At 71.3% G+C, this 12,215-nt stretch carries 8 protein-coding genes; 3 read left to right on the top strand and 5 right to left on the bottom strand.

The genetic code is table 11. From position 1 onward, the window contains the following. Positions 1 to 70: 70 nt before the first annotated feature. From ACFQV6_RS28910 to ACFQV6_RS28900, 3 genes are read left to right on the top strand one after another with little or no spacing between them, the layout of a single operon-like run. Complete coding sequence (locus ACFQV6_RS28910) at positions 71 to 1,111, top strand: AAA family ATPase (RefSeq protein ID WP_378030762.1); 1,041 nt, start codon at positions 71 to 73, stop codon at positions 1,109 to 1,111. 2 nt (positions 1,112 to 1,113) lie between these two features. Further along, a complete protein-coding gene (locus tag ACFQV6_RS28905) occupies positions 1,114 to 2,412 on the top strand; it encodes a DUF58 domain-containing protein (RefSeq protein WP_378030843.1) in 1,299 nt (432 codons plus the stop codon). Further along, the gene (locus ACFQV6_RS28900; protein ID WP_378030761.1) at positions 2,409 to 4,865 is read left to right on the top strand and encodes a DUF3488 and DUF4129 domain-containing transglutaminase family protein; all 2,457 of its coding nucleotides are present in this window, start codon (positions 2,409 to 2,411) and stop codon (positions 4,863 to 4,865) included. Before ACFQV6_RS28905 ends, ACFQV6_RS28900 begins: the two co-directional genes overlap by 4 nt. A gap of 917 nt (positions 4,866 to 5,782) precedes the next feature. On the opposite strand, the gene ACFQV6_RS28895 is transcribed toward ACFQV6_RS28900, so the two are convergent. The 5 genes from ACFQV6_RS28895 to ACFQV6_RS28875 form a co-directional block, all read right to left on the bottom strand. Further along, positions 5,783 to 6,169, bottom strand: a complete 387-nt coding sequence (locus ACFQV6_RS28895) for a DUF3040 domain-containing protein (RefSeq protein ID WP_378030760.1) — start codon at positions 6,167 to 6,169, stop codon at positions 5,783 to 5,785. Positions 6,170 to 6,473: 304 nt separating this feature from the next. Beyond that, entirely contained in the window at positions 6,474 to 7,652 is a 1,179-nt protein-coding gene (locus tag ACFQV6_RS28890; RefSeq protein ID WP_378030759.1) for an alkaline phosphatase family protein, read from the bottom strand. Next, positions 7,649 to 8,476 carry a class I SAM-dependent methyltransferase gene (locus tag ACFQV6_RS28885; RefSeq protein WP_378030758.1) on the bottom strand — a complete coding sequence of 276 codons (828 nt, stop codon included), beginning with the start codon at positions 8,474 to 8,476 and terminating at the stop codon, positions 7,649 to 7,651. The genes ACFQV6_RS28890 and ACFQV6_RS28885 overlap by 4 nt, the downstream gene beginning before the upstream one ends. A 19-nt stretch (positions 8,477 to 8,495) precedes the next feature. Then, positions 8,496 to 8,861, bottom strand: a complete 366-nt coding sequence (locus ACFQV6_RS28880; protein WP_378030757.1) for an SSI family serine proteinase inhibitor — start codon at positions 8,859 to 8,861, stop codon at positions 8,496 to 8,498. 32 nt (positions 8,862 to 8,893) lie between these two features. After that, the gene (locus tag ACFQV6_RS28875; RefSeq protein ID WP_378030756.1) at positions 8,894 to 12,214 is read right to left on the bottom strand and encodes an error-prone DNA polymerase; all 3,321 of its coding nucleotides are present in this window, start codon (positions 12,212 to 12,214) and stop codon (positions 8,894 to 8,896) included. Position 12,215 lies beyond the last annotated feature (1 nt).

Genomic DNA, 12,215 nt, shown 5'->3' with positions numbered 1-12,215 from the left:
AAACTTCGGTACCCCTTGACGGTGGGTGATCTCCTCCTGATCGGGGTATACACGATTTTGGAGGAGGCCCGTGACAACGCCGACCTGGGGCGAGCCTGCAGGCCCGCTGACGAACGCCGAGTTCGCCGCCGCGACGCAAGCCATCATGGCCAACATCGAGCAGGTCATCGAGGGCAAGAGCGCGACGGTGCGATTGGCGGTCGCGGTGCTGCTGGCCGAGGGGCACCTGCTCATCGAGGACGTGCCGGGCGTCGGCAAGACGAAGCTGGCCAAGGCCCTCGCCCGCTCCATCGACTGTTCGGTGCGGCGCATCCAGTTCACCCCCGACCTGCTGCCCAGCGATGTGACCGGGGTCAGCGTCTACAACCAGGAGACGCGCGACTTCGAGTTCAAGCCGGGCGCGGTCTTCGCCAACCTGGTGGTGGGTGACGAGATCAACCGGGCCTCGCCGAAGACCCAGTCCGCCCTCCTGGAGTGCATGGAGGAGCGGCAGGTCACCGTCGACGGCACCACCTATGAGCTGCAGGCGCCGTTCATGGTGGTCGCGACGCAGAACCCGATCGAGATGGAGGGCACCTACCCGCTGCCCGAGGCGCAGCGGGACCGGTTCACCGCCCGGATCGCGATGGGTTACCCGGACCCCCGGGCCGAGCTGGCCATGCTCAGCGGGCACGGTGACCACGACCCGCTCAACGACCTGCGCGCGGTCGCCGACGCCGCCCTGGTCCGCCGGCTGATCGACACGGTGCGCCACGTGCACGCCGCCGACGTGGTCCAGCAGTATGCGATCGCGCTCGTCACGGCCACCCGCGAGGCACCCGAGATCCGGCTCGGCGCGTCACCGCGGTGCACCCTGCAGCTCATCCGTACGGCCAAGGCGGTCGCCGCGCTCGAGGGCCGGGACTACGTGCTTCCCGACGACCTCCAGCAGCTCGCGGTGCCGGTGCTCGCGCACCGGATCATCCCGACGGCGGACGCCCAGCTCAACCGGCGTACCACGGATGCGATCGTGTCGGAGATCGTGCACCGGCTGCCGCTGCCGCACGACCGGACCCGCAATCCGTATGACACCCGTGACGGCCGCACCTCGTACGAGTCCCGGGGGCGGTGACCATGCGGGAGGCGCTGCGGGGACTCACCACGCGCGGCCGCTCGTTCCTGGCCGCGGCGATCGCCGCCGCGGTCTCCGCGCTCATCCTCGGCGAACGCGACCTGCTCCGGGTCGCGGTGCTGCTGGCCGCGTTGCCGCTGCTGGCCGCCTGGTACGTGGGGCGCAGCCGCTACAAACTGGCCTGCACCCGATCGCTGGAGCCGGGCCGTGCACCGGTCGGCTCCAGCGCCCGGGTGATCCTGCGCCTGCAGAACCTGTCCCGGCTGCCCACCGGCACCATGCTGCTGGAGGACCGCCTGCCCTACGCGCTGGGCAGCCGTCCCCGGGTGGTGCTGGAGCGCCTCGGCGCGCACCAGGCCAGCTCAGTGGCGTACACGGTGCGGGCCGACGTCCGCGGCCGCTATCCGATCGGCCCGCTGATGGTCCGGCTCACCGACCCGTTCGGGCTCTGTGAGCTGACCCGCTCGTTCCCCAGCGTGGACCGCCTCACCGTGATCCCGCAGGTCGCCCCGCTCCCCCGGGTCCGGCTCGCGGGTGAGTACGCGGGCACCGGCGAGAGCCGGGCCCGTTCGGTGGCGGTGCACGGCGAGGACGACGCGGCGACCCGGGAGTACCGGCGCGGCGACGACCTGCGCCGGGTGCACTGGCGCTCGACCGCGCGGACCGGTGAGCTGATGGTCCGCCGTGAGGAGCAGCCCTGGGAGAGCCGGGCCACGGTGGTCCTCGACACCCGGCTCTACGCACATCGTGGTGAGGGCCCGACCGCCAGCTTCGAGTGGGCCGTGTCGGCGACCGCCAGCATCGCGGTCCACCTGCGGCACGCCGGCTACAAGCTACGGCTGGTGACCGGCTCGGGCGTCGACATCGACGCCTCCGAGGCCGGTGGCGAGGGCCTGATCCTGGACACCCTGGCCGACGTCACGCTCTCGCCGACCGGCGACATCTCGAACCTGGTCGAGCACGTCCGCCGCCGCTCCGACGGCGGCCTGGTGATCGGCCTGTTCGGCGCCCTGACCGTCGCCGAGGCCGAGCTGCTCAGCCAACTGCGCGGCAACGGTGCCAGCTGTGTCGGCTTCGCGATCGACACCGCGACCTGGGTGCCGATGACCGACGGCGACCGTGACACCTCCGACCAGGAGCACGCCGCCGCCACGCTGTCCCTGGTCCGCAGCGGCTGGCGGTCACTGCCCGTGTCGCACGGCGACACCCTGTCAGCCCTCTGGCCCTCGGTGGGCCGGGGTTCGCAGGGCTTCGCCTACCGGGCGGCGATGGCCGAGACCGTGAGCGGGGTGGTCCGATGACCGGCCGCCGGCGCCTCGGACTGGTCGCCGCGGCCGCCACACTGCTCGCCGCCGCGCCGCTCTCGGCGATCTTCGAATCCTGGACCTGGCTGCTGCAGAGCCTGCTCACCGTCCTCTTCATCGCCGGTGCCGCGGTGGGCGCGCGAACATTCCGGTTCCCGACCTGGGCACAGGTCGTGTGCATGGTCGTGGCGATGGCGCTCGCCCTCACCTGGATCTTCCCGAGCGGCAAGGAGATCCTGATACCGCAGCCGGCCACGTTCGCGCACTTCGCGGACCTGATCCGGCAGGCGGGCGAGGACACCCGCTCGTACGGTGTACCCGTTCCCGACCGCGACAGCCTGCACTTCGTCGCCGTCCTCGGCATCGGCGCGGTGGCCATCGTGGTCGACCTGCTGACCGCCGTGTTCCGCCGCCCGGCCCTCGCCGGGCTGCCGATGCTCGCCATCTACTCGATCCCGGTCGCCGTCTACCTCGACAGCGTGCCGGTCCTCCCGTTCGTCATCGGCGCGGCCGGCTACATGTGGCTGCTGGTTGCCGACAACGTCGACCGGGTCCGCCGCTTCGGCCGCCGCTTCACCGGTGACGGCCGTGACGTCGACGTCTGGGAACCGTCACCGCTCGCCGCGGCCGGCCGCCGGATCGGCGTGGTCGGCGTGCTCGTGGCGGTGCTCCTGCCGCTCGTGGTGCCGACCGTCTCCGGCGGGCTGCTCTCCCAGCTGACCCAGAGCGGCAGCGGGGTCGGCGTCGGCGGTGGTGGCGCCGGCGGCGGGCGGATCAACCTGTTCGCGGCGCTCAGCGGCCAGCTCACCCAGAACGCGACGATCAACATCATCCGCGTGAAGACCACCGACCCGGAGCCGTTCTACCTGCGGTTCGCGGTCGCCGACGTGCTGACCACCGAGGGCTTCGGCAACGAGTCGCCGCGGGGCAACTCGCTCTCCCGCAGCGGGCTGCCCGACCCGGGGCAGATCATGCCCGAGGCGGAGCTGACCGAGTACACGGCCGAGGTGGAGATCAGCGACGCGCTGCGGCAGAGCATGGTGCCGCTCTACACGTTCCCGACCGACGTGCAGGACCTGTCCGGCACGTGGGCGTACGACTCGAACCAGCAGGTGCTGTTCTCCGGGCGTACGACGACGGGGAACCAGAACTACTCGTTCACGTTCCAGCGGCCGGAATACACGAAGTCGCAGCTGCGCGGCGCGCCGGAGGTGCCACCGAACAGCCCGCTCCGCAAGTACACCGAGGCGCCGCGGGATGCGACGGTGGAGGGCCGGGTCGCCGAGCTCGTCGCCGGCGAGACGACCGACTACGACAAGGTCACCGCGATCTACGAGTCCTTCTCGGTGAAGAACGGCTTCAAGTACGACCTGCAGACCCAGAACACCGGCAACGCCTCGGACATCGCCGCCTTCCTGCAGAACAAGTCCGGCTACTGCCAGCAGTACGCGGCCGCGATGGCGTGGATGGTCCGCGCCGCGGGCATACCGTCCCGGGTGGCGTTCGGGTTCACCAAGGGCACCTCGCAGGGCAACGGCACCTTCCAGATCACCAACCGCAACGCGCACGCCTGGACCGAGGTCTACTTCGAGGGCTTCGGCTGGGTGCCGTTCGACGCCACACCCGCCGCCGGAGTGCTCGGGTCCACGCGTACGGCATGGGCGGAGAACGTCGACCAGCCCGCGCCGACCGCCAGCGCCTCGACCGGGACCACCGCCCCGGGCGCCGACTCGTCGGCGGCACCCAACACTCCGGAGCGCCCCGACCAGGCCAACGACGGCAACAACTCGGCTGCCGGCGGCGGCACGGTCACCGACAGCGGATCCTGGACGCCGTTCCTGATCGCCGGCGGGATCGTGCTGGTCATCCTGGTGCTGCTCATCCCGGCCATGCGCCGGGCGATGCTGCGCCGGCGGCGGCACTCGGCCACGACCGGCCCGGCGGCACCGGCCATGGTCGCACAGGGTGATCCCGGCGAGGCCGGCTCGGTCTCCGACATCGTCGTGACAACCGAGTCGGTGCGCGCCAAGGCGGACGCCCACGCGGCCTGGGACGAACTCATCGACACGATGATCGACTTCCAGGTGCCGGTGGATCCGACGGAAACGCCGCGCATCACCGCACAGCGGCTGGTCCGGGAGACCGAACTGACCGGCGACGCCGCCGACTCCGCGGCGCTGCTCGGCACTGCCGAGGAACGCGCCAGGTATGCGCGCCGCCCGATGCAGGGCGCCGAACTCACCGCGGCGCTCGGGCGGGTCCGGTCCGGGCTGGCACATTCCGCCACCTTCCGGACCAGGCTGCGCGCGACACTGCTACCACCGTCGGTCCTGCTGAACTGGCGGCTGGCCACCTCCGAGTGGTCGGCACGCACCGCCGAATCCGCAAGCCGCCTGCGGGAGTCGCTGAGCCGCTTCAACCCCCGCCGCCTACTGAACCGAGCTCGCTGAAATCGCCACAAACCGGGCCGGGTCATCGTCAGATGCCCGGCCCGGTGCGTTTCAGAACATCAAAGTCTTTTGATACGAGACAAGCGCTTTGGTACGAGACAAGCGCTCAAGCCGAAACCACGGGGCCCTGCCCTCGCGCAGCGACCTGACTGCCCACTCCAGGCCGCAGCGCCCCCGCCGGGCTGAACGTCGTGGTCAAGCTCACCCCAAGCCCGTCCCACCTCCACAACCCGGCCCGGCCCGGCCCAGCCCAGCCCAGCCCAGCCCAGGCCAGCTGGCCGCGAGCGGCGCTTTTCAAACCGCAAACCACCCCTGACCACCAGCCGAGCAACCCGGCTGGACGTCAGCGGCGCTTTTCAGGCCGCAAGACACCCCTGAGCACCAGCCGAGCGAGCCGGCTGGACGTCAGCGGTGGTTTCCGGGCCGCAAGACACCCCTGAGCACCAGCCGAGCCACCCGGACCCGCCCGGCTGGACGTGAGCGGCGATTTTCGGGCCGCAAGGCACCCCTGAGCACCAGCCGAGCGAGCCGGCTGGACGTGAGCGGTGGTTTTCGAGGCCGAAGGCACCGCTGAGAGCCAGCCGCGGCGAGCCGGCTGGGCGTGAGTGTTGTCTCGGCGCGCGGGAGGCAGCACTGGGAGCCAGCCGGGTTGGCGACACCCCGCATCCGGCGCAAGCAAGGACGGTCCGGCGCAGGCAAGGACGGTCCGGCGCACGCAACCGGCCCGGCGCAAGCAAGGACGGTCCCGGCGCAGGCAACCGGCCCGGCGCAAGCAAGGACGGAAGGACGGACGGTCCTGGCGCAAGGAGCGGCGGAGCGGTGGGAGAAGCTGGGTAACGGCATGGTGAGACGACGAAGGCGGCCGGAGGTCGGCCGCCGTTCGTCGGGAGCCGGCGCGGTGACGCCGACTCAGTGGGTCAGCGATGTCCCTCCGGGCGTTGACGCCAGCGGTCCTCGAGTCTGTCGATCAGACCGCCCTTGCGACCCTGCCGTGTGCGCCGTGTCGCCGTGCCGCCGACCGATTTCAGGTCGGGTGCCTGGCCTTTGCGCCGCGACTGCATCGCGAACGCGGCTGAGCCCAGCATGACGACGAAGCCCGCCACACCGAGCGGGGTGCTGCGGCTCACGGTCCCGTAGACGACGAGGGCGAGACCAAGGACGATCACGAACGCGGCCAAGAGGAGCCGGCGCCGTGCGTGGAAACGCGGGTCGCTGGCCCGCACAGCCGAGGCGAACTTGGGGTCCTCGGCAAGCGACCGCTCGATCTGATCGAACAGCCGCTGCTCGTGCTCCGAGAGCGGCACGGCATTCCTCCCCGGGCGCATGTCCGACTCCGTGCTGGAGTCGGGGTGGTGCAGGTGTAGTTACGGGGCAGCCGTCGGCTGCCTTATCACGCAAGTCTACGAGCGGGTTGGCGGGTCGGAAAGCGGGACGACCGCCGAGTGCGGGTGATTTTCCGTGCCGGGAAGATCGGTTCGTCCCAAAAGACCGTCTGCCTCGGCCGTTCGGGCGTCGATCACCGGCTGAAGTGGCCCCGATCACCGCCGGTGAGCTGGACCGCCACATGATCGGCGGGCGCTGCTGGTCAATCCGTGCCAATCGATGGCCTCACCTGATGATCAACAGTGGGACGGTCATCTCGGCTGCCGTGGCGGACCCGTGGTACGCCACGAGCCGCCCCGCCTTGTCCGGTTCCCATCCGGAGGCGACCGAGACGGCCCGGCCCTGGCACATCACCACCACGTCCCCGATCCGGTTCGCGTGGGCCGGGGCGACCGTCCCGTACCAGCCTTCGGCGATCGCCTCGTCCCGGCTGAGCACCCGGGCGTCCGCACCGAAGACCCCGCGCCAGTTCGCCAGCACCGAGTCGAGCGCGCCGTCAGCGGTGTAGAGATAGCGGACGCGGGGCTCGCCGGCGACACCGATCACCCCGTCGCTGAGTTCCGGGATGGCGGCCATGTCGTACCGGCCGGTCTCCGGGATGTTGAGCTGGCCGTGGTCGGCGACAACAAGCAGTGCGGCGTCCGCGGGCAGGTCGTGCACCAGCCGGTCGAGCAGGTCGTCCACCCCGCGAGCGGCCTCCCGCCAGGCCGGCGAGCCGACACCGTCCTCGTGGCCGAAGTGGTCGAGGTCCGGGTGGTAGCCGTAGACCAGCGCCGGTCCGGTCGCCGAGCGCAGCGCCGCGGCCATCCCGGCGGCGACGGCCGGACCGTCACCGGCGCCGTGATAGGCGGCGCCCCGGTTCGCCGCGAGGCTCAGCCCGCTCCCCTCGAACGCCGGTCGGCTCACGACGGTGACCTGCACCCCGGCGGCGGCGGCGGTCTCCATCCTGGTCGGTACGGGCTGCCACTGCCGAGGATCCGGATCGTCACCCCAGGAGATGTGGGTGAGGGTCCGCCCGTCCGGACGGCGGACCGTGAACCCGAGGATGCCGTGCGCACCCGGCGGCACCCCGGCACCGAGGGTGACCAGGCTGACCGGGGTGGTCGACGGGAAACCCGCGGTCAGGGTGCCGGCGTGACCACGGCCCCCGGCGGCGAGGTCGGCGAGGACCGGAGCGTGCGGTGCGGCCAGTGGCAACTGGTACGCGCCGAGCCCGTCCACCAGCAGCACACCGACTTTGCGCACCCCGTCCAGGCGGGCTCCGAGCCCGAGGACGTCTTCCGCGCCCGGCACCCCGAGCACCGCGCACACGCTGGGGAGCAGGTCGGCGAGGCTGCCCGACCCGTACGCCGGGGGCAGCACCCGCAACGCGTCCGGGTGGAGGCCGTCCTCGGGGCCGCTCATGAGAGCCGGGCGAACAGGTGCAGCTGGGAGGCCATGTCCCGGAACGGCGGGCGGGAGCTCAACTCGAGTTCCAGCTCGAGGACGGCCCGCGGGTCCTCCTCGAGCACTGTGGCGGGAAGCAGGTCGGCAACCACTCGTACCCCATGGGTCTGCTCGACGGTGAGGCCCGCGGTCTCGAGCAGAGCGGTGGCGCTGTCCGCGTCATACCTGCGCAGCAGGGTGTCTCTCGGCCCGGACCGGCCGGCCGGATCGGTGACCAGGGCGGCGGCCGCACTCAGATGGCCGTTTATCGCCCGGCCCAAAATCGCGGCGGCACGGCTCGCCACCAGCAAGCTGACCGCGCCGCCCGGCCGCAGCGCCGCACCACCCGGCCGCGGAGCCGCGTCGCCCGGCTGCAGCGCCGCACCACCCGGCCGCGGAGCCGCGTCGCCGGGCCGCAGCGCCGCGGCGATCGCCGCAACCACCCGGGCCGGGTCGTCGACGACCTCGAGCACCGAGTGGCAAAGGACCAGGTCGGCGCTGCCGGGCTCGACGAGCGAGGCGAGCGCATCCCCGTCGCCCTGCACGGCACGCACCCGGCTCGCGACGCCCGCGTCGGCGGCACGCCGGGTCAGCGCGGCGAGCGCGTCGGGGCTGGCGTCGATCACCGTGACGGTGTGCCCCGCCTCGGCCAGCGGCACGGCGAACCCGCCGGTCCCCCCGCCCACGTCGAGAACGGTCAGCTCACGACCGGCGTGCCGGTCGAGCTCCCGGCGGAGGACCGCCCAGACCGCCGCGTTGCGGGCCGTGACGAGCGGCCGTCCAGTGCGCGCTGAAGTTTCCACAGCGGAAGGATAGTCCTGCTCAGAAGTCGAACAGGACACCCGTTGCGCGGTTCATCTCGCAGGAGTTGCCGTAGGTCTTCTCCCACTTCACCGGCTTACCGCGCCAGGTGCCCTTGAGCCGCGCGGTCACCGGCTTGTAGAGCAGGATGCACATCGAGTCGCCCGCCTGGAGCTTGGCCGGGTCGGCGCCGGCCCGGCGCAGCGAGGCGCAGGCCCGCGCGGGTTGCGGGTGCCCGCCGCCGGTCGGGTCGCAGGTGAGCCGGACGACCGTGGTGGCTCCGGTGTAGCTGAGCGAGAAGGTGGAACGCGGCGCGGCCACTGCCGGGCTCGCCGTGCTCAGGAGCGCGGCTCCCACCACCGCCAAACCGATCAGCTTTTGACTCATGGTGGAGCACCCTACTCCTCAAAGGGTGCAATTCATCGGAAATCGCGGGATGCCGGGGTGACCGGCGGGTGGACCGCCTCGAGCCGGTCGGCCACCAGGTTCAGCACACCCTCGGCCTTCTCCAGCCGGCCCCGGACCAGCAGGGCCGTGCTGCTCCGGGCCACACGCCGATATCGCTGCCACAGCCCCGGTGAACAGGTGACGTTCAGCATCCCGGTCTCGTCCTCCAGGTTCACGAACGTCACCCCTCCGGCGGTGGCGGGCCGCTGCCGGTGGGTGACGATCCCGCCGACCCGGATCCGGGTGCCCGCCTCCACCTCGGACAGCCTGTCGATCGGCAGCGCGCCGCCACGGTCCAGCTCCTCCCGGATGAACCGGGCGGGGTGCGTGTCAGGCGAGAGCCCGGTCGCCCACACGTCGGCGACCAGCACGTCCACCTCGCTCATGCCGGGCAGCATCGGCGCCTCGGTGCCGGTCACCGTGCCGGGCAGGCGGTCCGGCTTGTCCTGGGCGGCCGCGCCCGCTGCCCAGAGCGCCTCACGGCGCGAGAGGCCGAAGCCGGCGAAGGCGTCGGCGGTGGCGAGCGCCTCCAGGTGGGTGGCAGAGCATCCGGTACGCCTGGCAAGGTCGGTCATTGACCGGAAAGGGCCATGGGTACGCCGATCCTGCTCGATCCGTTCGGCGAGATCGGCTCCGATCGTACGAATGCTGGAAAGTCCTTGGCGCACGGCCGGGCCACCGATTCCCCAAGCCTGCGGAGGCTCCCCCGGTTCGCTCTTACGACGGCTCGCCGGCGTGGTCTCCAAGGTCGCGGTCGCATCGCTGGCGTTGATGTCCGGCCGCCGCACCTCCACACCGTGCCGCCGCGCGTCGTCCACCAGGGTCTGTGGAGAGTAGAAGCCCATCGGCTGCGCGTTGAGCAGCGCCGCGCAGAACGCCGCCGGGTGATACCGCTTCAGCCAGGCACTCGCGTAGACCAGGTAGGCAAAGCTCATCGCGTGGCTCTCCGGGAAGCCGTAGCTGGCGAACGCGGAGAGCTTGTGGAACAGGTCGTCGGCCAGTGGACCGGTGATGCCGTTGCCGGCCATCCCCTCGTACAGTCGCTTTTTGATCCTTTCCATCTTCTGCACGGACCGCTTCGCGCCCATGGCCCGCCGCAGCTGATCAGCCTCGGACGGATCGAAGCCGGCCACGTCGATGGCGAGCTGCATCAGCTGCTCCTGGAAAAGCGGCACGCCCAAGGTCTTGGCCAGCGCGTTCTCCATCCGCGGATGCGGCACGCTGGGCGCCTCCAGGCCGTTCTTGCGGCGGATGTACGGGTGAACCGAACCACCCTGAATCGGACCTGGCCGGATCAGCGCCACCTCGATCACCAGGTCGTAGAACTTGTCGGGCTTGAGCCGGGGCAACGTGGCCATCTGCGCGCGACTCTCCACCTGGAACACCCCGACCGAGTCCGCCCGCCGCAGCATCGCGTAGACCTCTTCGTCGTCCAGAGGCATCGTGGCGATGTCCAGCTCGTCGTCGATCATGTCGTAGGCGTAGTGCAGCGCCGACAGCATCCCCAGCCCGAGCAGGTCGAACTTGACCAGGTCGACGGCGGCGCAGTCGTCCTTGTCCCACTGGAGCACGCTGCGGCCCGGCATCCGGCCCCACTCCACCGGGCAGACCTCGATGATCGGCCGGTCGCAGATCACCATGCCGCCGGAGTGGATGCCCAGGTGCCGCGGGAAGGTCTGCACGTCGTTGGCGGCGCTGACGACGCTCTCCGGGATGTCCTCGGCCGTCACCACGTCGCCCCAGCGGTCGATCTGCTTGCTCCACGCGTCCTGCTGGCCGGGGGAGAAACCGAACGCCCGGGCCATGTCGCGCACCGCCGAGCGCGGGCGGTAGGAGATGACGTTGGCGACCTGCGCGGTGTGCTCCCGGCCGTACTTGCCGTAGACGTGCTGGATGACCTTCTCCCGCTGATCCGACTCGATGTCGACGTCGATGTCGGGTGGGCCGTCGCGCTCGGGGGCCAGGAATCGCTCGAAGAGCAGGTTGTAGTGGACGGCGTCGACGTTCGTGATCCAGAGCGAGTAGCAGACCGCGGAGTTGGCCGCCGACCCGCGCCCCTGGCAGTAGATGTTCTCCCGCCGGCAGAAGTCGACGATGTCGTACACGACGAGGAAGTAGCCGGGGAAACCCAGCTCCTCGATCATGCGCAGTTCCTTCTCGATCTGCGCGTAGGCCTTCGGGTTGTCCTCACCGTAGCGCTTGCGGGCGCCGTCCATCGTCAGCTCGCGCAGCCAGCTCATCTCGGTGTGCCCCGGCGGAACCGGGTAGTCCGGCAGCCTCGGCGCCACCAGGTCGAGGTTGAAGGCGAGGTCCTGGCCGTAGATCGCGGCGTTCGCCACGGCACCCGGGTACGCGGCGAACCGGCGGGCCATCTCGTCACCGCTGCGCAGGTGCGCGGTACCGGCGGCGGGCAGCCAGCCGTCCATGTCGTCCAGGCTGCGCCGGGCCCGGACGGCGGCCAGCGCGGTGGCGAGGCGGCGGCGGGACGGGGTCGCGTAGTGCACGTTGTTCGTCGCCACCACCTCCAGGCGGCGGCTGCCGGCCAGGTCGAACAGGAAGTCGTTGCGGTCGTCGTCGTACGGGTCGCCGTGATCGGTCAGCTCGACGGCCACGTTCGGGGCGCCGAACAGGGTGACAAGACGGTCCAGCTCGTACGCCGCCGCGTCCACGCCGCCGGTGGTCAGCGCCAGCGGGACCGGGCCCTTGCGGCAGCCGGTCAGCACCAGTACGTGGTCCCGCAGGACGGCGGCGACCTCCTCCAGGCTGCCGTACTCCGGTTTGCCCTTCTCACCGCCCCGCAGGTGGGCCTGTGAGATCACCCGGGCCAGCCGGGAGTAACCCTCGTGGCCGTGCGCCAGGGCCAGCAGGTGGACACCCTCCGGGTCCGGTTCACCGTTCTGCGGCTTGGACAGGCCCAGCGACAGCTCGGCGCCGAAGACGGTGGGCAGGCCCAGCTCCCGGGCCGCCTGGGAGAACCGGACCACACCGTAGAAGCCGTCGTGATCGGTGACGGCCAGCCCGGTCAGGCCCAGCCGCGCCGCCTCCTCGGCCAGTTCCTCGGGATGGCTGGCGCCGTCCAGAAAGCTGAAGTTCGTGTGACAGTGCAGTTCGGCGTACGGCGTGGTGCTCTCGGCCCGGACCAGGTTCGGTGCCGCGCGGTACGGCTCCCGCTTACGGCTCCACGCCGGGGAGTCACCGCCGTCACCGTCGATCACCAGCGGGTCGGCCACGGCCGGCCCGGAGAGCGTCCGCTCCAGCTGCGACCAGGGCATCTCGGGGTTGTGGAAGCCCATC

Origin of the sequence: Actinoplanes sp. GCM10030250, from assembly GCF_042666575.1 — a bacterium.
Classification (GTDB): domain Bacteria; phylum Actinomycetota; class Actinomycetes; order Mycobacteriales; family Micromonosporaceae; genus Actinoplanes.
This window is presented reverse-complemented; position numbering and strand designations above follow the sequence as displayed.

What these genes read in the sequence shown, in the direction of transcription:
- ACFQV6_RS28880 (WP_378030757.1), bottom strand. Translation starts at nt 8,861, where the DNA reads ATGAGTCAAAAGCTGATCGGTTTGGCGGTGGTGGGAGCCGCGCTCCTG.
- ACFQV6_RS28905 (WP_378030843.1), top strand. Translation starts at nt 1,114, where the DNA reads ATGCGGGAGGCGCTGCGGGGACTCACCACGCGCGGCCGCTCGTTCCTG.
- ACFQV6_RS28900 (WP_378030761.1), top strand. Translation starts at nt 2,409, where the DNA reads ATGACCGGCCGCCGGCGCCTCGGACTGGTCGCCGCGGCCGCCACACTG.
- ACFQV6_RS28875 (WP_378030756.1), bottom strand. Translation starts at nt 12,214, where the DNA reads ATGGGCTTCCACAACCCCGAGATGCCCTGGTCGCAGCTGGAGCGGACG.
- ACFQV6_RS28890 (WP_378030759.1), bottom strand. Translation starts at nt 7,652, where the DNA reads ATGAGCGGCCCCGAGGACGGCCTCCACCCGGACGCGTTGCGGGTGCTG.